The organism is Candidatus Eisenbacteria bacterium (assembly GCA_016930695.1).
In the GTDB taxonomy this organism is placed as follows: domain Bacteria; phylum Orphanbacterota; class Orphanbacteria; order Orphanbacterales; family Orphanbacteraceae; genus JAFGGD01.
Genome location: JAFGGD010000043.1, coordinates 1 through 21,834 on the forward strand (window position 1 = coordinate 1; position 21,834 = coordinate 21,834).

18 protein-coding genes and 1 tRNA gene are annotated in these 21,834 nt (G+C 66.5%); 5 read left to right on the top strand and 14 right to left on the bottom strand.

The genetic code is table 11. The features are described from left to right. Positions 1-341: 341 nt before the first annotated feature. From JW958_10135 to JW958_10145, 3 genes are all read right to left on the bottom strand, one after another. Positions 342-983 (bottom strand): hypothetical protein, encoded by a 642-nt coding sequence (locus JW958_10135; protein MBN1826616.1) that lies wholly within the window; start codon positions 981-983, stop codon positions 342-344. Between the two features lie 79 nt (positions 984-1,062). Continuing rightward, positions 1,063-1,698, bottom strand: coding sequence for a hypothetical protein (locus JW958_10140; GenBank protein MBN1826617.1), 636 nt, complete (start codon positions 1,696-1,698; stop codon positions 1,063-1,065). A 335-nt stretch (positions 1,699-2,033) separates the two neighbouring features. Next, complete coding sequence (locus JW958_10145; protein ID MBN1826618.1) at positions 2,034-2,894, bottom strand: hypothetical protein; 861 nt, start codon at positions 2,892-2,894, stop codon at positions 2,034-2,036. Positions 2,895-3,051: 157 nt separating this feature from the next. Between JW958_10145 and JW958_10150 the strand changes: the two genes are divergently transcribed. Both JW958_10150 and JW958_10155 read left to right on the top strand, forming a co-directional pair. Next, the gene (locus JW958_10150; protein MBN1826619.1) at positions 3,052-4,167 is read left to right on the top strand and encodes a type IV pilus twitching motility protein PilT; all 1,116 of its coding nucleotides are present in this window, start codon (positions 3,052-3,054) and stop codon (positions 4,165-4,167) included. After that, positions 4,164-5,609, top strand: coding sequence for a DUF4388 domain-containing protein (locus JW958_10155; protein ID MBN1826620.1), 1,446 nt, complete (start codon positions 4,164-4,166; stop codon positions 5,607-5,609). The genes JW958_10150 and JW958_10155 overlap by 4 nt, the downstream gene beginning before the upstream one ends. 31 nt (positions 5,610-5,640) lie before the next feature. On the opposite strand, the gene JW958_10160 is transcribed toward JW958_10155, so the two are convergent. The 5 genes from JW958_10160 to JW958_10180 form a co-directional block, all read right to left on the bottom strand. After that, entirely contained in the window at positions 5,641-7,716 is a 2,076-nt protein-coding gene (locus tag JW958_10160) for a DUF3857 domain-containing protein (GenBank protein MBN1826621.1), read from the bottom strand. Between the two features lie 152 nt (positions 7,717-7,868). Further along, on the bottom strand, positions 7,869-8,114 hold the full coding sequence (locus JW958_10165; protein MBN1826622.1) for a hypothetical protein: 246 nt from the start codon (positions 8,112-8,114) through the stop codon (positions 7,869-7,871). A gap of 151 nt (positions 8,115-8,265) precedes the next feature. Next, entirely contained in the window at positions 8,266-8,919 is a 654-nt protein-coding gene (locus tag JW958_10170) for a metal-dependent hydrolase (protein MBN1826623.1), read from the bottom strand. 166 nt (positions 8,920-9,085) lie between these two features. Then, on the bottom strand, positions 9,086-9,547 hold the full coding sequence (locus JW958_10175) for a biopolymer transporter ExbD (GenBank protein ID MBN1826624.1): 462 nt from the start codon (positions 9,545-9,547) through the stop codon (positions 9,086-9,088). Further along, the gene (locus tag JW958_10180; protein MBN1826625.1) at positions 9,544-10,353 is read right to left on the bottom strand and encodes a MotA/TolQ/ExbB proton channel family protein; all 810 of its coding nucleotides are present in this window, start codon (positions 10,351-10,353) and stop codon (positions 9,544-9,546) included. Before JW958_10180 ends, JW958_10175 begins: the two co-directional genes overlap by 4 nt. Before the next feature lie 294 nt (positions 10,354-10,647). Here JW958_10180 and JW958_10185 point away from each other — a divergent pair, with 294 nt between their 5' ends. Further along, complete coding sequence (locus tag JW958_10185; protein ID MBN1826626.1) at positions 10,648-12,519, top strand: ATP-dependent Clp protease ATP-binding subunit; 1,872 nt, start codon at positions 10,648-10,650, stop codon at positions 12,517-12,519. Positions 12,520-12,543: 24 nt separating this feature from the next. Here JW958_10185 and JW958_10190 read toward each other — a convergent pair whose 3' ends face one another. Together JW958_10190 and JW958_10195 are read right to left on the bottom strand one after the other, a co-directional pair. Next, a complete protein-coding gene (locus JW958_10190; GenBank protein MBN1826627.1) occupies positions 12,544-13,839 on the bottom strand; it encodes a serpin family protein in 1,296 nt (431 codons plus the stop codon). A gap of 648 nt (positions 13,840-14,487) precedes the next feature. Beyond that, complete coding sequence (locus JW958_10195; protein ID MBN1826628.1) at positions 14,488-16,938, bottom strand: sigma 54-interacting transcriptional regulator; 2,451 nt, start codon at positions 16,936-16,938, stop codon at positions 14,488-14,490. Positions 16,939-17,084: 146 nt separating this feature from the next. Between JW958_10195 and JW958_10200 the strand changes: the two genes are divergently transcribed. Then, complete coding sequence (locus tag JW958_10200) at positions 17,085-18,566, top strand: glycosyltransferase family 39 protein (protein ID MBN1826629.1); 1,482 nt, start codon at positions 17,085-17,087, stop codon at positions 18,564-18,566. On the opposite strand, the gene JW958_10205 is transcribed toward JW958_10200, so the two are convergent. From JW958_10205 to pilM, 4 genes are read right to left on the bottom strand one after another with little or no spacing between them, the layout of a single operon-like run. Further along, on the bottom strand, positions 18,545-19,138 hold the full coding sequence (locus tag JW958_10205; protein MBN1826630.1) for a hypothetical protein: 594 nt from the start codon (positions 19,136-19,138) through the stop codon (positions 18,545-18,547). The two genes, JW958_10200 and JW958_10205, sit on opposite strands and share 22 nt — an antisense overlap. Then, positions 19,135-19,554, bottom strand: coding sequence for a hypothetical protein (locus JW958_10210; GenBank protein MBN1826631.1), 420 nt, complete (start codon positions 19,552-19,554; stop codon positions 19,135-19,137). Before JW958_10210 ends, JW958_10205 begins: the two co-directional genes overlap by 4 nt. Further along, a complete protein-coding gene (locus JW958_10215) occupies positions 19,551-20,075 on the bottom strand; it encodes a hypothetical protein (GenBank protein ID MBN1826632.1) in 525 nt (174 codons plus the stop codon). The genes JW958_10210 and JW958_10215 overlap by 4 nt, the downstream gene beginning before the upstream one ends. Next, on the bottom strand, positions 20,072-21,112 hold the full coding sequence (gene pilM / locus JW958_10220) for a pilus assembly protein PilM (protein MBN1826633.1): 1,041 nt from the start codon (positions 21,110-21,112) through the stop codon (positions 20,072-20,074). Before pilM ends, JW958_10215 begins: the two co-directional genes overlap by 4 nt. A gap of 532 nt (positions 21,113-21,644) precedes the next feature. Between pilM and JW958_10225 the strand changes: the two genes are divergently transcribed. After that, a tRNA-Arg gene (locus JW958_10225) sits at positions 21,645-21,720 on the top strand. The last annotated feature ends 114 nt before the right edge of the window (positions 21,721-21,834 follow it).

A 21,834-nucleotide genomic window follows, 5' to 3' on the forward strand; every position in this document is an offset into this window, starting at 1 on the left:
AACCCCTGTGTCACGGACGGGTCTGCCGCCTGATTGCTCTGCCGTCCCTGGCGAATCCCGCAAGGTCGAATCGAACATGAAACGGAATTCCGGGGACGAATTCCGGGGACACAATACGGAATACCCTTAACCCCTGTGTCACGGACGGGTCTGCCGCCTGATTGCTCTGCCGTCCCTGGCGAATCCCGCAATGTCGAATCGAACATGAAACGGTAATGGAACCAGGGAATTCCGTATTGTGTCCCCGGAATAAACCGGAATAACGCCCCGGAATAAACCCGGAATAAAAACGCCCGGGCGCGTGGCCCGGGCGTTCGTCGTCGTGATCGTGATCGCCGCGTCTACCGGAAGAGCTTCTTCACGCCCCCCCAGGACTGGTTCTCCACGGAGGTGACGCAAGTGCACTCCGGGAGGACGCCCGTCAGCTCGCCGCAGCAGTTCTGCGTCGCGTACTTGATGAGGAGATAGCAGTTCCCGCTGTCCACGGGAGCCGGCGCCCAGTCGGAGTAGAAGACGAAGGATCCGCTCCCGTAGTTCCCCGGCTCGCAGTCGAAGGGGTCGCTCTTGGGCTCCCACTTCACGAGAGGGCCCTCGTCGCCGGGGATGCTCGGGTCGCCGTTGCACTCGAAACCCGCCTCGTATGAGACGGTGCAGTTCCTCTTCGACAACCAGCCGTTGCTGGTCCCCGCCGTGTCCGGCGCGCCGAAAGAGAAGTGTTCACAGACGCAGCCGCACCCGCCGAGCCCGAGGATCAGATCGAGATGGGAGAGGGCGTGCTGCGTTCCGGTGTTCCAATCGACCTGGATCGTGTAGCGGTAGCGGCCCAGTTCGTGATTCACCAGCTCCGCGGTGGAGGTGCCGGTAATGCAATCCACCGGCGGTGTGGTCACGACCGCCGTCCCCTCCGCGCCGCTTCCGGCGATCGCGATCAGTAACAGCGCGAGCGCCGCCGCGAAGCCCCCCCGTATCCGTTGATGACGCATCGATGTCGCTCCTTCTTTCGTGCCGCCGCGCGGAACACGCCGCGCCGCGGGCAAGCGGGACGACGCCCCGCCCACCGGGTTATCGGAATCGTTTCTTGGTGCTGCTCCAGCTCTCTTTGCGTACGTCGTTCAGGCACCGGCACACCGGAAGCAGGCCCTCGAGCGAACCGGAGAAGGCCCCGCCCGGCGTCCGCATCATCAGATAAGCGCCGGGAGAATCGGGCGATGATTCCGGCGGCCAGTTGGCGTGGAAAAGGATCTCCGCAGTCCCCTTCGGCCCCGGACCGTTCGGATCGGGCAGGGGGGCGATCCGTATCGCCGGCACCCCGGGCGCCCCCGGGAAACCGCGGCAGTCGAACTCGCCCGTGTAGTGGACGTAGAGATCGGTGTGATTCCCCGTGGACATTCCCGGCTCGTTCATGGAGAAGCCGACCGTGTCCGGAAAGGCGACCTGAAATCGTTCGCAGACGCAGGGGCACGACTCCAGGCCGAGCAGGATCAGGAATTCGTCCGGCCCCACCGCCCCCCCTACCTCCCAATGGAGGAGGATCCTGTAGGTCCACTCGCCGAGCGCATCCCCCGACCGCCACGCTTCCATCTTTCCCTGAATGCACGGCTCCTCCGCGCGAAGATTCCGGGAATAGGCCAAGGAGAGGGCCAGCATCAGGCCGAACGTCAGCAGCAAAAAATACGTGCGGAATCGCTTCGATCGCATATCGTCCTCCCCTCGGAGGATCGGCCGCGGGACGAAGCCCTTGAGAGAGCGCGGGGAAACGGACGCCGGAGACGGCGCCTGCGTGAAGCGCGGAAGAGCCGCGGAAAGACGTTCGCGGAAACCGGCGGCGGGGCCCTTCTCACCGGAGGCCGTGCGCGCCTTTACGGGCGCCGCAGCGCGGGTTCCGCCGGAGGAAGAGGGAAACGCCGCACATCAAACGAGTGGAAAAGGCGAAGAAGGACGAGGATTGAGCAAAAACCGCTCGGGATTCCCCCGCTCCGGTCCGCCGGATGGGAGGGCGCACGGGACGCGCGCGGGGATCGCGGAGAGGCGGATCAGGGCTCGTCCGGTTCCCAGGGGGGACGGTCTTCCTGCGCCCAGCTCCTCTCGGGTGGATTGGGAACCACCACGTCCGGCGGGATCATGCGGGAGACGAAACTGGACGAGGGGGCGCAGATCGGCACCGCCGCGGCGGGGGGCGCCTGCGGGTCGTAGCGCCAGTCCAGATAATAGTACTCCCAGTCCGGATTCGCCCGCGGGTCGATGCGCGCGGGAATCAGATCGATCCTCTCCAGCACCGCCTTGGTGTTCAGGACGGGGCAGAAGACATGGGTGCGCGCCCGGGAGAGAAGAACCCGGCGGAGGCGGTCCTTATCGAGAACGAACACCTCGTCCTCGGTCATCTGGCCGCAGCGGTACCAGTCCTCTTCGCTGTAGAAGCCGAAACCGAGCCGGTGGCAACCCCACCAGTTGAACCAGTCGCAGCTCTCGCCGAAACAGTACTGGTTCGCGTTCGGGCTCGAGATGCGGTCCTCGAAACAGTAGTAGCCGCAGTAGAAGAAGGAGCGCCAGTTCTCTTCTCGTCCGTTGACGAAGAGGCGGAAACTCTTCCAGTTGCGCACGAAATTCGCCAGCCGGAGGAAACCCTTCCCGTCATCGGCCCGAAACCCGACGCGGTGGATGGTGAGCCCATTCCTCTCGAATGTGCGGTAGTTGGGGTTCCCCTCGCACAGATCGAGCGCGGCGGCGTAGCTGGGGGAATTGCTCTTCTGGAACTCGATCTCCAACCAGCGCGGCGTGTCCGGCTCCCCCCGCCGAGCCCCCCTGTCCCCGCGGAGGGGATGGCCGCAGCGGAAACAGAAGTTTTCCTCGCCCTGAAGAAGCTGCCCGCACACCGGGCACGGCGTCTGGTCCATCGTCTTCGTCCTTTACCGGTTCCTTCGGTACGCGGCGGCGCGCCGGGGGCGGCCGTTTGGGACAGTATACACCCCTTCCCGGCGGTCGGCAACGCGCCCCGCGCGCTGAAGATCCGCGCCGAACGGCCGATACGCGGTAGGAGAAAGGGGGTCGAGCGTGGCCCGGATCGACGCTATTTTCCGCACCGTCAAGGCGAACGACGCGTCGGATTTGCACATGGTGACCGGCGCCCGTCCCATGCTCCGCATCCAGGGGGAGATCCGCCCGATCGAGTACGCCGAACTGACGCCGGAGATGGCGAACGCCCTCCTCGGCGAGATCCTTTCGGCGGACCACAAGCGGGAGCTGGAGGAGCAGGGGGACGTGGATTTCGCCTACGAGGTTCCGGGGGAGGTCCGGCTCCGCTGCAACGTCTACCGGCAGCACCGCGGTCTCGCGGGCGCCTTCCGGCTGCTCCCGAGCCGGATCATGAAGGTGAGCGAACTGGACATCCCCGGCCACATCCTGCGGTTCACCGAGGCGCCCAAGGGGCTGGTGGTGGTGACCGGCCCGCCCGGGAGCGGCAAATCGACCACCCTGGCGGCGCTGATCGATCACATCAACGAGACGACGCGGAAACACATCCTCACCATCGAGGACCCGATCGAATACATCCACGTCAATAAAAATTCACTCATCAACCAGCGCGAGATCGGCCGGAACGCGGCGAGCTTTCCGCGCGCTCTCCGCGCCGCCCTCCGCGAGGATCCCAACATCATCCTCGTCGGCGAGATGCGCGACCTGGAGACGATCCGCCTCGCCCTGACCGCCGCCGAGACGGGGCAGCTCGTCTTCGGAACGCTCCACACCACCAGCGCCCACCAGACCGTGGACCGGATCATCGACGCCTTCCCGGCGGATCAGCAGGAACAGGTCCGTGTGATGGTGGCCGACGGGCTCCGGGGCGTGATCGCCCAGAAGCTCCTCCCCCGAGCGGACGGAAAGGGGCGGGTGCCGGCGGTGGAAGTCCTCGCCACCAACAAGGCGATCTCCACGCTGATCCGGGAGAAGAAAACCTTTCAGATCCCCTCGCTCATGCAGATCGGCAAAAAGGGGGGGATGCAGATCATGGACGAGGAGATCGTCCGTCTGATCCGGGAGGGGACGGTCACCGAAGAAACGGGCCTCCTCTTCGCCAACGAGAAAGAGATCGTCCGTTCGAGCCTTCGCGTGGGGGGCGGCGGCGCGGCGGCGCGCCCCGTCACGGCCGGCCGGACCGCGGGGAAACGATGAGCGGAAGCGACGAAACGCGCGCGGGCGACGCGCCGGAGATCCGGGGATCTCTCCGGGCGGTGAACCTCCTCGATATCTGCCAGTTCTTTCTCCTGAACGGCAAAAGCGGCACCCTCCGCGTGAGCCACCGTGGGGGCGAGGGACGGCTCTTCTTCGACGGCGGGAGGATCATCAACGCCCTGGACGACCGGCAGGGACGGGAGGGGCGCGAGGCGGCTCTGGGGCTCTTCCGCGTCGCCGACGGCGAGTTCCTCTTCCGCGTGGAATCGGTGCACGAGCGGCGGCGCATCGAGGAGGACACGGAGAATCTCCTCCTGGAAGCGGCGCGCCAGCTCGACGAGATCCGCGACGCCCTCGGCCCCCAGGGAACCGAGGGGGACGGTCCCTCGGCGGAGGAGGGGCTCCTGGAAAAGCGCCGGAAGGCGGAAGACCTGCACGATCTCTTCTCCGATCTGGAGAAGGAACTGGACGGCCGGGCGGACCTGCCGCCGCCGGAAAGGATCCTGCAGGCCGCCGAAGAGAGCGGCGCCGACCTGATCCTCCTGCAGGTGGGTCGTTTCCCCTATCTCCTCCGGGGCGAACGGGTGCTCCGCGCCCTACCGGGCGTCATCGGCGAGGGGGACCTGGCGGGGATCGCCGGCGCGCTCGGCGCCGCGGGCGGCAACGGAAGAAAGGGGCGCTCCTTCCGTCTTATCGGCGACGGGGGGAACGGCTTCCTCGCTTTCCGCCGCATGGACGCGCCCCCTTCCCTGCAGGAGATCAACCTCTCCCCCGGAGCCGCGGAAACGCTCCTCCGTCTTCCGCCGGGGCTTTTCCTCCTCGTCGCCGAACCGGCCGGCGCGCGGAGGCTTCTCTACGACGCGGTGCTTCATCATCTGGGGCTGCGCGGCGAACTGGTGGTGATGGCGGACCGTTCCGCCGCCCCCGAGGAGAAGGGGCTCTTTCTCGCGCCCGCCGACGATCCGGAACGGAATCGCCGCGCCTCGTGGGAGAAAATGCTCGCCGCCCTCCCGGGCGCCCGGGCCGCCCTTCCGGAGATCCGGAAGAGGCGCGACGCCCTCCTCGCCCTCGACCTGGCCCGCGCCGGCCACGCCGTCGTCGCACCGCTGCCGGGACGGAACGGCGCCGAGGCGCTGCTTCGCGCCGCTTCCTGGTTCCGCGAGGACGGTTCGCTCCGCTCCGCCGCCTCCCTCATCGCCGGCGTGGCGGCCCTGCAGATCCACTCCGCCGGACCGGGCCGGACCGCTCCCGTCACCTCCCTGGCCGCCTGGAACGACGAGGCGGCGGCGGCGCTCGCCGCAGAGGACGGCGCGGCGCTCGCGGCGGCGCTGGAGCGCTCCGCGGGCGACGAGGGATTCCGGGGCTCCATCGCCCGCCTGGAGCGCGCCCATGGGCTGGAAAAAAGCGAGGCCGATCGAATCGCCTCGCTTCTTCCCGTCTAAACTGTAAGCGTCGAATCGAACCGCGCGGTCCCTACCGCTCCACCACCTCTTCCTGCAGGCGGACCAGCACCACGTTCCCTTCCGGCGGGGAGCGGAAATAATCGAACATCTCCTGCAGCTGGCCGGCCACCTCCACCGCCAGTTCGGACTCGCTGATCGAGTATTCGGTGTCGCACTCCACCCGCTCCAGGCCCCGCTGGAAGTCGATCTCCACCCGGCCGAGAGGCTTCCGCCAGCTCAGATCCTCCGGAATGGAGACCACGGCGTATCCCTCGGGGATGGTGAAGAGGGTCGACTCCTTGCCGCGCTCCTGGAAGGCGAGCCGGATCGGGTTCCGCCGCGCCTCCGGTTTTACGTCGAACATCTGGGTCGGCCGGACACCGGAGAAGAGCGAGGCGGGGATCAAGAGCGTGTCCCCCCGCTCCTCGATCATCTCCGGCGGGATCACGTACTCGAAGGTGTACTGATAGGGGAGATCGCGGTCCACGCCGAGGCTCTCCGCCTCCGACCAGGCCTGCACCCGGAACGACAAGGGATAGCGGAAGCCGTACCCCGCCTCTTCGGCGGGATCGGGGATGGACCGGAAGACGCTGCGGTGGAGCCGGTTCAACTCGCCACGGCAGGTGACCTCCACCGTCTTGCGCCAAATCCCCTCCTCGTCGCGTACGATCTCCCCGGTCGCGTTCCAGGAGTTCCGATTGTACGTGGAGATCGGGAGCTGCATCCAATCCGGTTCGCCGGTATTCGGATCCACCTCGTGGACCGGCAGCACGATCTGACCCTCGATTTCCGAAGGCGGATCCTCGATCCCCCCCCATCGGTCCGTCGGATCGAGCACGAAGGTCTCGCCGTCCGCGCGGGCGACCACCACCGCGTGATTGAACTGGATCAGCGCGGGGAATTCGATTCGTACCTGGCCGAAGTCCCGGGTGGCGACCACCCCGTAATCCGCGTCGATACCCGCCGTGCGGAGCATGCCGAGCAGGACGACCGCCAGGTCTTTCGTCGCGATCCGTTCCAGTTCCATCACATCCACCGGGCGGTTCGGGATGAAGCCTTCGCGGCCCAGGGGCAGATCGAAGGGGGTGAAGTGGTCCTGCACGTAGCGGAAGATCGACGCGATCTTCTCCTTGTCCGTCTCCGATCCCTGAATGGCGTCCCGGGTGGGGCCGCGAAGCACGCGCTCACTCCCTCCGCGCTGGAGCGCCTCCTCCACCCTCTCCGCGTACCAGCTCAGCAGCTCGGGCCAGTTGGATTCCCAGTTCGGGCTGAACTGGACGCGCGGCGCCAGGTCGCCGACCGGCGCGGCGAAGGGCTCCGCCTCCGTCGGCTTCAGGTTCTTGTACCCCCAAACCCACTGGTACATCTGCCCGCGGGCGGTGGTCAGATCCTTCTCCTCCGGGTTTTCGGCGCGGAGGAGTTTGATGGAGTTCTGCCACCAGGGAAGCATGGCGTATTCCATCTTGAAGTTGTAAACCAATTCCTTCCGGTACGTGGGCACGTCGGCGGTGAAGATGCGGTCGAAGTAGCCGTACTCCTCCTCACCCTCGATCGTGTAATAGAGATTGATCACGCACGGGATCGGCAGGTCCTCGAAGCGGAAGACCAGATTCCGCACGCGCTGATAGATCTCCGCCTCGTCCGGATAAGCGACGCGGACCTGGATGTTCTCCTGGGGGAGGTCTGTCTTCTGTCCCTCGCGATCCACGATCTCACCGGAGTGGCGGCTGATGACCTGCCCCGCCCAGTAGGGAATCACGATTTCGCGCACCCGTTCGGCGCCGCTTGCGTCGAGCACGGCGTACTTCCGGGTGAACCGGCGGGTGGTGGTGTAGCGGCTCTCCGTCGCGATGGAGGCCTGCCGGTCCGAGGAGAGTCCCCCCCGCTCCGTGTCGGAGATGTCCTGGCGGACCGTCTCGCCCGTGTACTCCACGTCCGCTTCCAGATTGTCCAGGAGACAGACCAGGCTCTCCCCGCCGTATTTCTGCATCAGGTTTTCCCAGAACCGATCCGTTTTTTGCCCCGCATCCGCCCGGGCGAAAAAGAAGAGGGCGAGCAGCGAAGCGGAGGCGATCCAGATCAGGGACCCCCGCGCGAACTTCGTCATTCCTGACCTCCGTCTGTTTTCCGAACCGGGCGGACCCGCTCGATCCGTAGTCGTTTCTCGGGCCGTCGTCCGGCCCCCGCGTTCGGTTTCACCCGCGCCGGTCGCGCGGCGTTTCGGCGCGCCCCGGCCCGGAGGGCCGAGACGCCGGCCCATCAGTCGTCACCGTCCTCTTGATCGTCGGCGGTGTCTTTCTGGTAGTCCAGATCGTCGTCGTCGTCGAAATCGACGTCGTCGTCCAGATCGTTCAGCCCCTCCACCGTTTCCCCGGTCCGTTCTACGTAGCAAAGGGGACAGAAATAATAACCGTCGTATTCGTGGGCGCAGCCGGCGCAGATCCACGCCTCGCAGCTGTGGCAGTTCTCCTGCGCGTTGGAGGAACCACAGATGGCGCAATTCATGGCTTACCCCTCCTCTTTCGCTCCGAGAGCGCCGCCGGACCCTCCCGGCACGCGCTCCCCGCGCCTCTTCCTCGACAGGCGCGACTATCCACAATTCGCGGAAAGAACGCCAGTGAAAAGCCCGCGGGCGATTTCTCCTCCCCCGCGGACGCTACAGGTCGAAGGATTCACCGGGCCGGAGAACCTTCACCTCCGCCACGCCCCGCATCCGCTCGACGAAACGGTCCGCGTTCGGGGCGATCAGCGGGAACGTGCCGAAGTGCATCGGCACCGCCCTCTTCGCCCCGCACATCTTCACCGCCTCGGCGGCGGACGCGGCGCCCATGGTAAACCGGTCGCCGATCGGGACGAGGGCGACGTCGATGGAGAAGTATCGGGGGAGCATTTCCATGTCGGGGATCAAACCCGTGTCCCCCATGTGATAGACCGTCCAGCCGTCCATTTCGATCACGAAACCTGTGGGAGTGGAGCCCGGCGAGGAGTGGGCCGCGCTCACCATGTGGAAGCGTACCCCTCCGTTTTCGACGGTGCCGCCGATGTTCATCGGTTCCACGTTGATTTTTCGCTCCTCCGCCGCGGAGGTGATCTCGAAAATCGAGACCAACGTCGCCCCGGTCCTCTCGGCGATGGGGTAGGCGTCCCCCAGATGGTCGGCGTGGCCGTGGGTGACGACCAGGAAGTCGAGGTCCTTCACCTCTTCCGCGCGGATCGCCGCCTTCGGGTTGCCGGTCAGAAAAGGATCGATCAGAACGGTCTTCGTCCCGGTCAGTTGGAAGCAGGAATGTCCCAACCAGCGTATGTTCATCTTCCGGCCTCCTCTCGGGTTCCGTCGGATGTCGGCTCCCGGCAAGTATAGTCCAGTCGCCCGGGGGAGGCAATCCGTGGGTGTCCGGTCCGGCAGGCGGGGCGGGGCGCCGTCGCGGGAGAGAAGATTCGAGGCGGAGCGGGTCGGGAGAGGGTCGCGGCGCGCCCTAAGGCGAGGTTTCGAGGCGAACGGTTCGGAAGCCGGCGTCGCGGCAGAGATCGAGGACGCGGCGGACCTCCCGGTAGGAAGCTCCGTTGGCCGCGACGATGGTGAGCGCGCCCTCCTCCGGGTCCTCTTCCCATAGGGAGGCGAGGGCGGCGGCGAGCCCGTCCGAGGGGACGGGGATGGCGGAAGCACCCACACGCTCCAGGCGCGTCCCCTCCCGGCCGACCATCAATCGCGCCGGTCGGGGCGGGTCCGCGGGGGCCTCGGGGAGGGGCGCGCCCGATGGGGAGGCCGCTTCCGGCGCGTAGGCCGCCTCCGCGTCGAGCACCGCCCAATGGGCGGAAGAAGCCGCCAGAAGGAAGACCGGCACGATGACGACGAAGAGGGCGAGAAGGGGGACTCTCTCCGCCTCGCGCCGGACCCGTTCCCTGGTTCGGCCGCCGATTCGCCGGGTCGGAATCAACGGATCTCTCCGTTGGTCACGAAGTCGACCAGGCGCTCCCCGCGCTCCGCGATGCCCGTCTTCTCGTCGTCGAAGGGGTCCGCCTGCTCGGCCCGGTTCCAAAGGTGGAGCAGGTTGGTGAGCACGGCGATGCGCGCTTCGATCTCCTCCACCACCCGATCGGCGCGCGCGCCGAGAAGGCCGTGGGCGAGGAGCGCGGGAATCGCGACCAAGAGCCCGGCGCCGGTCGCCGCCATGGCCGCCGCGATCCCCGAGGCAAGCGCCGCGGCGCGCGCCTCCACCGGCGACTCGGCCGCCCCCTCGAAGGCGAGAACGAGACCGACGATGGTGCCCAGGAGCCCGATCAGCGTGGCCGTGTTGGCGCCCACCGCGAGGAGCGGGATCCGCCGGTGCACCTTCGGCACCTCACGCAGATAGGCCTCGTCCAAGAGGTTCTGCAGCTCCTCGGAGCGATGGCCGTGATGAATGCGAAGGAGGCTCCGGGCGATGCGTCCGAATGGGGTGTCGCTTCGGTCCGCGACCGACCGGGCCTCCTCGATCCGTTGATCTTTGATGAGTCGGATGATGTGATGAAAAGCGTCCAGGTCTCCTCGGACGGCCCGGAAATAGAGATAACCGATACGCTCCGCCGCCAGCGCCCCCGCGAGAACGCCCACCAGGGCGGCCGCGATCAGAAAGGGGGCGGCCGGGCCGGCGAAGGCTTCCGCCGCGAAACGAAGCATCCTCGCCCCGGTCTCCTCCGCCGATGCCGGCGCGGCGCCGAGGGCGATTGCCGCCGCCGCGGTCCAGCCGATCCGAATCCTCATCGCCTTCACTCTCCCTCTTTTCGTACTATTCGTGGCGCCCCCCCCTTGGGGGCGCGGCGCGCGCTTTCTCGTCGCTCCGTCCGGCCGGGACCGGCCCGATCCGGAGGGATGGGGGAGGTTCCCCTTCACTAAGAATCGGCCGGAAGCCCCGCCGGCTAAACGGTCCCTTCCGGGGGTCCCCTCCCGGGCATTTCCCCGCGCGCGGGAAGCCCGGCGACGGGTACGCCTCCCCATCGCCGTTGACAGGCGCCCCTCCCCCCCCTAACCTGAGTTCACACCCACGGGAGGAACGACATGGAGACGGACGCCGGCCGCGAGCAGGAGAAAGGGGCGGAAGAGCCCGAAGAGGAAGAGGAGCAGGAATCGATTCTCGCGCGGGTCGCCGTCGACCTCCGCCGAAACCTCCTCTCCCGCCGCTTCGGATCGATCGTGCCGTGGAAATCGGAGGTGACCCGCCTCCTGGAGACCCTCCAAAAGCGGTCGAGCCACAACGTGCTCCTCCACGGTCCGGTCGGCGTGGGGAAAAGGACCATGGTGCTCCGCCTCGCGGAGAGGATCGAAAGCGGCCGCGTCCCGCCGCGCCTGAAGAACAAACGGATCCTGGAGATCACGCTCCCCAACATCCTCCCCCTCATTCAGGACGCGGGGGATTTCGAACGCGTCCTTTTCCTCGCCGTCAAGGAGGCGCTGGAATCCGAGGACGTCGTTCTCTACTTCAACGACCTGGAGAACTTCCTGGTCGCCGCCGAGAGCGGCTTGGGCGACGCGGCGACCCTTCTGGACGTGGCCACCCGCCAGCCCGAATTGCTCGTCGTCGCCTCCATCTCCGACTGGGGCTTCCAATCCGCCCTGAACGACCACCCATGGATCATCGCCAACATGGAGCCCATCGCGGTGCAGGAGCCCTCCCAGATGATGTCCCGCAAGATCCTGATGGTGGTGCGGGAAAAGCTGGAGCGCTTTCACGAAATCGAGATCACCAAGGGGGCGGTGGACAAGGCGATCGATCTGTCCAGTTATTACCTGAAGGATCGCGTGCTCCCCGGCAAGGCGCTGGAGATCCTGGACGAGGCGTGCGCCTCCGAGGTGGTTCGCGCCCAGTGCCGGGGCGGCCGCAAGGAGGCGAAGGCGGCCCAGGTGGACGCGGAGGCGATCTCGCGCGTGGTGAGCCGCAAGCTGGGGATCCCGGTCGCCAAGCTGCACGACCGCTCCGGCAGCAAGCTCCTCCACCTCGAGGAGAACCTGAAGGCGCACATCAAAGGGCAGGACGGGGTCGTGCGCCGGGTCGCCCAGACGATCCGCGTGAGCAAGCTGAACCTCTCCCCCCACCCCGAGCGCCCGGACGGTGCCTTCCTCTTCGTCGGCCCGAGCGGCGTCGGCAAGAATGAGCTGGCCCGCCGGCTCGCTCTGGAGCTGCTCGGGAGCGAGGAGCACTTCCTCTACCTCGACATGGCCCAGTACGCCGGGGAAGACTCCGCCCGCAAGCTGCTCGGCGCGTCCGGCGCGGAGGAGGAGCCGGGGATCCTGGCGAAAATGATGGACCGCCGTCCGAACGCGGTGTTCGTGGTGGACGGCATCGAGAAGGCGCACCCGCGGGTCGGTCCGATCCTTCTGCAAATCCTGAAAGAAGGTCGGATCACCGACGAGTCGGGGCGGCGCCTCAGCTTCGCCAACAGCACCGTGATCGTGATCGCCGCGTCGGAGAACGTCCTCGCCGACGAGAAGGAGAGGACCGTCGGATTCACCGAGCGGGGCGAAATGGAGAAGATCCTCCGCCAGCGCCGGGAGATCGAGACGGCCACCAAGGAGTATTTCGCCATCGACTTCCTGAACGCCTTCGACGAAGTGCTCTACTTCGACCCCCTCACCCCCGACTCGATCCGGGAGATCGCCGAGCTGGAAGTGAACGCCATCCGCGACCGGCTGGCGGAGAGAGGTGTGGAACTGAAACTGGGCGCGGAGGTGATGGAGCGGGTTTCTTCACGGGGATTCAGCTCGGCGACGGGCGCGCACCAACTCGCCCACTCGGTGCAGAGAATGGTGCTCCAGCCGGTGTCCGGGTTTCTGCTCAAGCATCCGGAGGCGAAACAGGTTTTTCTCGAGGCGGAGGAGGACGCGATCCTCGCCTGGCCGAAACCGAAGCCGAAGGGACGGCGCCGGGGCTGATCGCCGCGCTGGGAACTTCGCGCGTCATCCGGAGGAACGGTCCGTCTCGACCGCAGGATCCGCAGCTCGCCCCAGGAAGAGCACGGATCCGTACTCCCTCTCCCGAATCAGAAAGAGGAAGGGACGATCCGCCCGGAAGAGGACCGCCGGTCCGGGGGGCGCGCCCCTCTTGAGCGTCACCGCCGTTCCCGCCGCCGCCTCGGCCCCCCTCTCGTCCATCTCCAAAAAGGCGCGGTGGAGCACCCGATCGATCGAGAGCCCTCCCCGCGCCGAGATTCCGCTGAAATCCGCCCCCGGCGTGAACGCCCTCTCCATTCCCATCGCCCGGAGCGTTCCGGTGAGATCGAGCCCGAGGTCGAAGAGGAGACGCGGAAGGACGACTTCCACGCGCCTCTCTTCGAGGCGTTCGAAAAGGCGGTGGAGGAGATCGCCCTCCAGGCGTCCCTCCATCGACGGGAATCCATCCGGATCGACCGGCAGAAGGGCGACGAAGGAGAACGCCCCTCCCCGATAGGGGAGTTCCACGGCGCGTATCCCCTCCTCCTCGGCAAAGGGGTACTTCCCCGTCCGATGCATCATCGGGACGGAGACCGTCCGCCCGTCCCTTGTATGAAAGGGCGACTCGGCGGTCGCGCCGGCCGGAAAGGCGTTCTCCCACTCCCCGGTGAAGCGAACCGCGCTTGCCAATAGAAGGACCAGATCGGCGCCGATCCTCTCTTCCGGGACGAGGTTCCGGATCCGCCCGGCGGTCCCCTCCGCGAACCACTCGTCGATCCTCTCCGCAGCGGCGACCGGGTCGGCCGGATCGATCGTCAGTACGCCCGCGAGGTATTGCCGCGCCTGAAAAGCCTTGTACTCCTCCCGGATGGGGAAGCCCTCCGCGGCGATGATCCCGTTCACCTCCCCCCACTCCGCCCCCCCCTCTTCGGACCGGCCGCTTCGAGTCCCCTCTCGAAGTGTCGCGAACGCGGCGTGGATCGTCTTGGCGGGATGCTCGGGAAGGCGGAGCGTCCGGGCCATCTCATCGGCGGTCTCCCCCCTCGCCCCCGCCCAAGTCATGGAGAGGGCGGTCGAAACGCCGTGGGGGGAGAAGAAGAGATTCTCCGTGCTTTCTTCCGCCGCGAGAAGCCGGTAGAGGTCGAGGGCGAAGTCGGTGTTCCCGCGGGCGAGGTCGAGGACGGTTCCGCGAGAATCGACACTATCCGGATCGGGCGCCGGGGAATCCGCCCCTCCCAGCGGGTGGAACGCGCCCAGGAGGAGGATCGCCGCGGCCGCCGCCGTCCCACGCGGAACAAGAGACCAAACGAGTGGGGAAACCATGCCTGCCTCCTCGATGGGAATGAGTGCGGAGCGCCGCCGCGCCGCCTCTCTCATTCCATTACATTAGACACCTATCGGGAGAATAAAGTCGGGGTCTTTGGGGGTGCGCCCGCTTCTTCCGGGCGGGATCGATCGTTTCATGCGCTCTCCCTCGGGCGCCCGGGCGACGGGAATTATCGAAAAAATGGATGGGCCGCCTCTTTCGAAGCGGCCCATCAAGAGGGTCCCCCACCAATGTCGTGCCCGCAACTCGGAAACCCAGGGTAGTCTATCAGTTCCCTTCCGTGAAATTTGGTTCTGATGGAAGCGAGTTCACGAAGCAAAGTAGGGGACCATGCGTCACGCTCGCTCTCCTCTGCGCGGGCTTATTACTATCAAGCTTCGTGCCAATCCACACAAAGGAACCGGTCACCAATCGACGCCGAGACAGGTAGTTATGCCGCCCGATCTCTTATGTATTTCCTTTACAGTCTGATATGCTGCCAAACCTACACTTCCTGAAGCAAAGGCCGGTTCGAGTAGTTTCTCAATAAGGTCGCATTTTTGTCTTAATTGGCATGGAATTACATAGATTGGCTCATTTGTCATCACCATAGCCTCTATTTTGCGAGGAAGACATCATTTTGTGTTGTTATTTTGTGGGTTCTATCACTCCCCACGTTTTTTTTGCAGTTTTTTAACACGATACCACATGGCCCGTTCCGAGATACCCAGTAAGAGGGAAGCCCGTTTCTGTACCCCACCGGAACGCTGAAGTGCTTCAAGGACAAGATGTTCCTCCAGTCGATCCATGTTTCTTTTAAGATTCAGGTCCTCCCCGCGCTCTCCCTCTCCTCCGCTGTGGCCATCGCTCCAATCTCGAATCACGGGGGGGAGATCCTCCCATCGGAGCTCCTTGGCCTCGTCCGGACCGATCGCGAGAGCCCTTTCGATACAGTTCTCCAGTTGGCGGACATTCCCCGGCCAAGGGTAGCGTAGGAAATGCTCCAGCATTTCCCGGGGAACCCGGCGCCCCGGTTTGTTGAGTTCCCGGCTGTAGCGGGAGAGGAAGTGCTCCACCAGCAGGGGGACATCGCCCGTCCTCTCGCGGAGAGGGGGGAGCGTGACATTTACGACGTTCAGCCGATAGAAAAGGTCGCGGCGGAAACGGCCCCTATCGATCTCCTCCTGCAGGTCCCGGTTGGTGGCGGCCACGATCCGGACATCCACCCGGATCGTCTTCTCCCCCCCCACTCTCTCGAAGGCGCGTTCCTGGAGCGCCCGGAGCACTTTCGCCTGTGTGGCGTAGCTCATGTCCCCGACTTCGTCCAGAAAGAGGGTCCCGCCGTCGGCCCTCTCGAATCGCCCCACCCGTCTGTCCACGCCGGTGGCCACCCTTCTCTCGATCCCGAAGAGTTCGCTCTCCAGAAGGGACTCGGGGATGGCGGCGCAGTTCACCTTGATGAAAGGGGCGTCCTTCCGGGGGCCGTTGTAGTGGATCGCCCCGGCGACCAGTTCCTTGCCCGTGCCGCTCTCGCCGACGATCAGGACCGACGTGCGGACCTTGGCGAGGCGGCGAATCGTTTCATAGAGGTCCCGCATAGGGGGGGAATCGCCGACCAGTCTATCGAATCGATAGCGCCGCGCCACGGCGGTTCGCATGCGGTCCACCTCGGCGAGCTGCTGTTCCATTCGCGCCTCCAACACCGCTCGAGCCCCCTGCGTGACGAACATCTCCATCACCTGTACCGTCTCTTCCCCCGGCTGTGTCCCGTCGAAAGGCTCCTCCACGAGGAGATAGCCGATCGGACCGTTCGATTCGCCTCCGGCGAGGGGAATCACCAGGCGGTCCCCCTGCATCCAACGCCCCTCGGGGCGACGGCCCCCTTGGTCGGAAGGAAGGAAAAAGGAAGCGCCCACGCGGACCGCCCCGTCCGACGTCTCCCCGCCCAGGCGAAGCGGGAGAAAATGCCAGTCCTGCAGACGGGAGAGCTCCTCCGTCGTGTACCCCTCGGCGGTGGAGTGGAGGGGCCTCCCCTCCCGGTCGTGGAGGCGGACCACCGCCTTACGGAAAAGCTTCGCCTCGACCACCGTTTCCACGATCAGGCGGAGCTTTTCGTCGATCGATCCCAGCTCGTGAATCCGCCGGGTCACGTCGAAGAGACGTGCGATCTGGTCCCGCGCCTTCTGGAGCTGCGTGTCCCGCCGCTCCACCATCTCGGCGAGCCGGTTGGTGAACTCCAGGAGCCGCGACTCGAGTTGTTTCCTCTCGGTGATGTCCCGCCCGATGAAGTGGAGGAAGAACTCTCCCCCCTCCTCGTGGATCAGGTTGGAATGGACGTCGAACAAGTGATCGGCACCGTCCGCCCCCCTCAGCTCCAGATCGAACCGGATCCCTTCGCGGGAGCCGTGAACGAGGCGATCCCGGGTGCGGCGGAAATCGTTGAAGGGTTCCTCGTCGAGCAGGTCCCGCAAATGGGTGATCTCGTCCGCTCCTTCCGCGAGGCCGAAGAAGTCGCGGACCGCGGGGTTGATCCGGATCACCCGGAAATCGGGATCGCAGAGGATGTGGAGATCCGGCGAGCCGTCCAACAGATTCCGGTAGAGACGCTCCCCTTGGCGGGAGCGCAGAAGCAGCTCCGCGTTGTCCAGGGCGACGCCCAGCTGGTGCGCCACCGCGGAGGCGGCGTTGATGTGACTCTCGCGGAAGGCGCGCTCTTCGCCGGATGCGACGGCGAGCACGCCGAGAACTCGCCCGCGCGCGCGGATCGGCGCGCAGAGGAAGCTGCGTATTCCCTCCTCGCACAGGACCGTCGTGGACATGCGGGGATCGCGGCAGGTGTCCTCCACCAGAGCGCGGTTCCCGCTCTCCGCGACCCGTCCGATCACTCCCTGGCCGACGGGGATCGTTTGGAAGGTGCGGGCCATACGGCCGGTGTCGCCGCGGTGAGCGCGGAGATGGAGCGTGCGCCGCTCCTCGTCGAGGGTATAGACGGCTCCCCGCTCGAAACCGATGAACCGGAGCGCCCTTTCCAACACCTGGGGAAGGGCATGGTCCACCGACTCCGCCCGGGTCACGATTTCGAAGATTTCCTCGAGAAGGCCGGCGTCCCATTGCATGGACCGATCTCCCTCGCGGCGGGGTTTTCATCATACTCCTTCCGGAGGAATCCCCGCAAGGCGCCCGGACCGTCCTTGCCCCGGCGGGCCGGGATCGTCTATGCTCGCCGGGACATTCGCCGCCGCGAACGCGGAACGGAAAGGCCATGGCACGCGACCGAACGGCACCGATCCTCTTCTTCACTCTTCTCGCGCTCTACCTGGCGGTCGCCGGAGGTAGGCTCTACGTCAACGATGCATATGTCAAGCTGGCGGTCGCGCGCTCCCTGACCGACCGGTGCGCCCTGGACGTCCCCCCCCACGGCAAGCTGACCGTCTTCTCCCCGGCGGACGGCAAGACGTACGCCAAGTTCGGCATCCTCCACTCCCTTCTCTGGACCCCCGCCACCTTCCTCGGAGGCGCCCTGGTCCGGGCGGGCGCGATCCCCGAATCGCAACGCGTCCTTTTCGAGGGGACGCTGGCGAGTCTTCTCTCGCCGGTCGCCACCGCCCTCGCGGTTCTCCTCTTCTACTTCTGGGCGAGAGCGGTGTACGGGCGGAGGGAGGGAGCCCTCGCGGCAGCGCTCCTCCTCGGCCTCGCCACCTTTTTCTGGCCCTACGCCAAACGGAGCTGGACCGAAACGCCGCAGACCGCCTTTCTGGTCGGCGCGGCGCTCCTCCTCCATGCGCCGGGACGATCCGCGGGCCGGGGAAGGCTCTTCGCGGGAGGTCTTCTCCTCGGCGGCGCCACCGCCCTCAGGATCACAGGCGTCGTTCTCGTTCCCCTCTTCTCCCTTCTCCTCATCCCCTCCCCCTGGAACACGAAACGCTGGATCGAACGCTGCGCCGCCGCGCTCCTCGGTTTCCTCGCCGCCGTGATCCCCCTCGTGGTCGGGTTGAACTGGATCCGTTTCGGCGACCCGATCTCGCTCTTCGCCTGGCGGAGCGGCGGTTTCACCACCCCCTTCCTCACCGGCCTCGCCGGCCTTCTCGTGAGCCCCGGGGAGTCGATCTTTCTCTACGCGCCGGTCACGATCGCCGGCGCCGCCGCGCTCGTCCTCCATAGGCGTCGCGCGCCCCGCCTTCACCTCTTCTGCGGCGCCGTCGTCGTCGCCCTGATCCTTCTCTACGCGCCTTGGTGGTTCCACGCCTACACCTGGGGCCCGCGCTTCCTCCTTCCCGCCCTCCCCTTCCTCCTCCTGCCGCTCGCCTCCCCCCTTGTCGGACGCAGCAGGCGTTGGCGGCGGTTGATCGTCGTCCTCGTGCTGATCACGGCGTTCGTGCAGGTCCCGGGGCTCCTCTTTCATCTGGGCGGCCTGCCGCAGATGGAGGCGCCCCTGGTCCGCCACGGGATCCATCCTCCGGACCGGCCTCTCTCCCGGGGGGAGATCTGGTTCCATCCGCTCCGGAACAGGCTCGTCGCGCACTGGATCGTGTTCGGTGAAACCGTCGCCGGAAAACCTCCCACGGACTCCCTCGACCTTTGGCCCCTCACGCTGCGGAACCTCTTCGGTATCCCTTTGCGTATAACTCTTCCGGCGCAGCTCTTCCTCCTTCTCGCGGGGACGACCGGCGCGGCCGTGCTCGTCCGGCGGGCCTCCGGATGGGGGAAAGAGGAAAACGGGGATCAGGGGAGGGGGAGCGTGTAGGTCACGCCCCGATGCGCCAGGTAGACGCGATCGGCGCTGAAGCCGGCGACTCGCCATTCTCGGAAGCCCTCCCCCTCCGCGAGCGGAGGGGATTGCTCGCTCCCGAAATCGAGCACCACGCGGCTCCCCGTGCCGGCCCCCGTCCACCGCAGTACGACGGGAATCGCATACGATTCCGCCCCATCCGCCTCCGCGCGGTCCGGAGGGGAGCGTTCGGGACGGACGGAGGGAGCGACGACCTCGCGGGCGGCAGACGGTTCGCCGGCCGGCGCCTCCGCGACCACCGTCTCTTCCTCCGGTACGGGCACGGTTTCCACGGTGTCTTCTTCCGGCGGGAGATGGAAGGGATCGAGGGAGGAGGGGATCGCCGACGCGGCGGCGGCGAGGCGATCCTTCTCCCGAACGGAATCGAGGAGATCCCACTCCCGGAGGGTCGGAGCGCCCGCCTCGCCCGGCGGGGGCTCTCCGGGAAGAGTGAAATAGGCGATCCCCGAGCGGGCGGCTCGATGCCCTCCGAAAAAGACGACGGCGGCGAGAAGCATCACACCCAAACCGCGCAGCGCCCTCGTCATCGCCCTTCCCCCTCGATGCCGCCCCGGATCAATCGGAGATGAATCGTCTCCCCCTCCCGTTCCAGAGTGAAGGCGGCGATCCGTCCCCCATCCCCTTCCGCGATCCTCTCGACGGCGACGGCGAGTTCGGCGAATCGCCCGGAGGCTTCGACCGTGTCCGCGCCCGCGCCGCCCGTTTCGCCGGCGACCGCTCCGGATCGGGACGCGCCGCTCACCAGATCGAGGTAGGCGCCCGCGCGCGCGGTCCAAGCCTCCCTCTCCGCCGCCTCACTCTCCCCGCGGATCACGCGATCGGCGGTCCGTTCGAGATAGATCCTCTCCTCCGGCGCCACGGGGGAAAGCCGCGTACCGGACCAGACGAAGAGCGCGGCCAATAAAAGCGCGGCGCCGAGAGGGCTCAGGCAAGACACCCTCATCGCTCTTCCCTCCGCCGGAGGAGGAGGGTATCCGCCTCCTCCGCCCCACCCTCCTCGACCCGCAGGATGGGGAAAACGCGAAGGAGGAGAGAATCCTCACGGACGGCGCGCGCGAAATCCCGCGCCGCGCCGGGACCGGAGGGGAACCAAGTCACCGTGAGGCGTCCCCTCCCCCCACCGGCGTAGTCGATTCGATCGAGTCGCTCCCCGGGCGGGACGGCCCGGGCGATCGATCCGAGCACGGCGCTCCAGGGGATTCGATCGGCGCGCGCCTGAAGGGCTTCCCGCCGCCTCTCGAAAAACGGGGTCGTCTCCTCCTCGCGCCGGTCCAGGTCCCTCGCCCGCTCGAGAAGGGCCGCTTCTCTCTCGACCCGTGCCCGGGCCGCGCCGAGCGATCCCGCCGCGTGAATCCCGTAAAAGAGAAGGCCCGCCGCGAACAGCAGAGGAACGAGACGGCCGGGACGCCGCCGTACGCCCATCTCCCGGAGCGCGCGAAGAAGGTTGATGTCGTAATCGTTCATCGCTCCCACCACCGCGTGAGGCCGAGCGCCGTGAGAAAGCGGGGCGCCTCTCCGGTGATTCGGTCCTCCTTCTCGCCGCTCCAATCCTCGGGAAGGGCGAAAGGCTCGAAGGGGTCGATCACCTCCACCGGCAGATCGAGGCGAAGCGAGAGAGCCCTGTCGATTCCGAGAAGAAGAGCCCCTCCTCCGGCGAGGGTGAGCCCCCCCAGTAAACCACCCCTCCCGTGGAAGGCGGCCCGATGGGCGCGCACCTCACCGGCGAGGCGGTCCATGGAGACACGGATCAGGTCGGCGATCGGCGCCGCACGGTCCCCCCGGTCCGGCCGGATCGCCCCGAGGGGTGTCTCCGCCCGCTTGACGCGTTCCGCCTCGTCGCGCGAGATCCCGCATCGCTCTCGAATCTCCGCAGTGAAATCCTCCCCCCCCACCTCGATCCGTCTCGTTCGGAGGGGATATCCTTCATGTAAGAAGGTGATTCGGCTCGCCGCGGCGCCGATGTCGAGAAGAGCCCGGCCCGGCCCCGCGCTTCCCGCGCCGCTCTGCCGCATCCAGTGGTTGCACGCGGCGATCCCGGCCGGCTCGAGACGGTCGGGCCCGGCGCCTGCTCTCTCGAGGGAGTCCCTGTAAGCGGTGATCTCCATACGGGGGGCCGCCGCGGCGAGCACGGTGACCCGTCCTCCCCTTTCGTCCCGGCGGAGCGTCTGGTGGTCGATCACCCACCCTCCTTCCGCGGCCGGTCCGGTCTCCCGGGTCATCGCCGCCGGAAGCGCTGCGGCGATTTCCGCCTCCGGAACGCCCTCCAAGTCCAGTTCACGGACCCGGACCCCGTCATCGGGGATCGACGCATGGAAGCTCCCCCGCCCGGGCCGGATTCCCGCGGCGCGCATCCGGGCTACGGCGAGGGCGAGCCCCTTCGCCTCGTCGAGCACGCAGTGGGTGATCCGCGGCGTGTTGACGTCCCAAACGACACGGACCGCCTTCAAGGTCTCGCCGGACCAATCGAAACCGATCCTCGCCTTGCCGCCTCGTCCGAACATGGAGCCCTCCGCCGATAGATTAGCGCGATCCGGGAAGAATCCAAAGGAAGAGAGAGAGGGGACGGACGGAAAGTAGAAAGGGCGGAGCGTGAAAAGGAAAAGGCCGCCTACCCGCCGTGAGTGCAAGGGAGAGTGGAGATGCGGACGTCCACCTCCAACCAGTTCTCCGAACGGTAAAGCGGCCTAATCTATTTTATTGATTCCAGTTACCGATCCAGGACCCTTCGATCCCACTCGGCACTTCTCCCCGGCAGCCGCGCGAGGGCGGTCGCCGCGAGGATTGACCGGGATCATACGGATGGGGAGCGCTCCTTGTCAACCATATTTTTTCCACAGCCTCCTCTCCCATAACCCGTTGTAAAATAGTTTCTTACCAAATACATTGTCGAAGTCCCCCCCCTTTTCTTCAAAAAAAGTGGGAAAAGGGGGGCGCGAGGCGCCTCGCGTTCTTTTCGGTTGGAAAACCGATATCCCTGCGCTACAATCCGGCCGTGACGACCCGCGGATGCGGGTTTTCCATTCGTTTAGCTGCGCGCCCGTAGCTCAGTGGATAGAGCACTGGCCTCCGGAGCCAGGTGTCGCGCGTTCGAGTCGCGCCGGGCGCGCCATATAAGTCATTAAGCGCCAGTGGGTTATGAAGACGCCTGCCGGCGCTTCTCTTTCGGCGATCCACCAGTAAGCACGCTTTGACCCGGTGAACCGTGCAGGTCAAAGTTCCGGAC

What these genes read in the sequence shown, in the direction of transcription:
- JW958_10135 (MBN1826616.1), bottom strand. Translation starts at nt 983, where the DNA reads ATGCGTCATCAACGGATACGGGGGGGCTTCGCGGCGGCGCTCGCGCTG.
- JW958_10140 (MBN1826617.1), bottom strand. Translation starts at nt 1,698, where the DNA reads ATGCGATCGAAGCGATTCCGCACGTATTTTTTGCTGCTGACGTTCGGC.
- JW958_10145 (MBN1826618.1), bottom strand. Translation starts at nt 2,894, where the DNA reads ATGGACCAGACGCCGTGCCCGGTGTGCGGGCAGCTTCTTCAGGGCGAG.
- JW958_10155 (MBN1826620.1), top strand. Translation starts at nt 4,164, where the DNA reads ATGAGCGGAAGCGACGAAACGCGCGCGGGCGACGCGCCGGAGATCCGG.
- JW958_10160 (MBN1826621.1), bottom strand. Translation starts at nt 7,716, where the DNA reads ATGACGAAGTTCGCGCGGGGGTCCCTGATCTGGATCGCCTCCGCTTCG.
- JW958_10165 (MBN1826622.1), bottom strand. Translation starts at nt 8,114, where the DNA reads ATGAATTGCGCCATCTGTGGTTCCTCCAACGCGCAGGAGAACTGCCAC.
- JW958_10170 (MBN1826623.1), bottom strand. Translation starts at nt 8,919, where the DNA reads ATGAACATACGCTGGTTGGGACATTCCTGCTTCCAACTGACCGGGACG.
- JW958_10180 (MBN1826625.1), bottom strand. Translation starts at nt 10,353, where the DNA reads ATGAGGATTCGGATCGGCTGGACCGCGGCGGCGGCAATCGCCCTCGGC.
- JW958_10185 (MBN1826626.1), top strand. Translation starts at nt 10,648, where the DNA reads ATGGAGACGGACGCCGGCCGCGAGCAGGAGAAAGGGGCGGAAGAGCCC.
- JW958_10190 (MBN1826627.1), bottom strand. Translation starts at nt 13,839, where the DNA reads ATGGTTTCCCCACTCGTTTGGTCTCTTGTTCCGCGTGGGACGGCGGCG.
- JW958_10195 (MBN1826628.1), bottom strand. Translation starts at nt 16,938, where the DNA reads ATGCAATGGGACGCCGGCCTTCTCGAGGAAATCTTCGAAATCGTGACC.
- JW958_10200 (MBN1826629.1), top strand. Translation starts at nt 17,085, where the DNA reads ATGGCACGCGACCGAACGGCACCGATCCTCTTCTTCACTCTTCTCGCG.
- JW958_10205 (MBN1826630.1), bottom strand. Translation starts at nt 19,138, where the DNA reads ATGACGAGGGCGCTGCGCGGTTTGGGTGTGATGCTTCTCGCCGCCGTC.
- JW958_10210 (MBN1826631.1), bottom strand. Translation starts at nt 19,554, where the DNA reads ATGAGGGTGTCTTGCCTGAGCCCTCTCGGCGCCGCGCTTTTATTGGCC.
- JW958_10215 (MBN1826632.1), bottom strand. Translation starts at nt 20,075, where the DNA reads ATGAACGATTACGACATCAACCTTCTTCGCGCGCTCCGGGAGATGGGC.
- pilM (MBN1826633.1), bottom strand. Translation starts at nt 21,112, where the DNA reads ATGTTCGGACGAGGCGGCAAGGCGAGGATCGGTTTCGATTGGTCCGGC.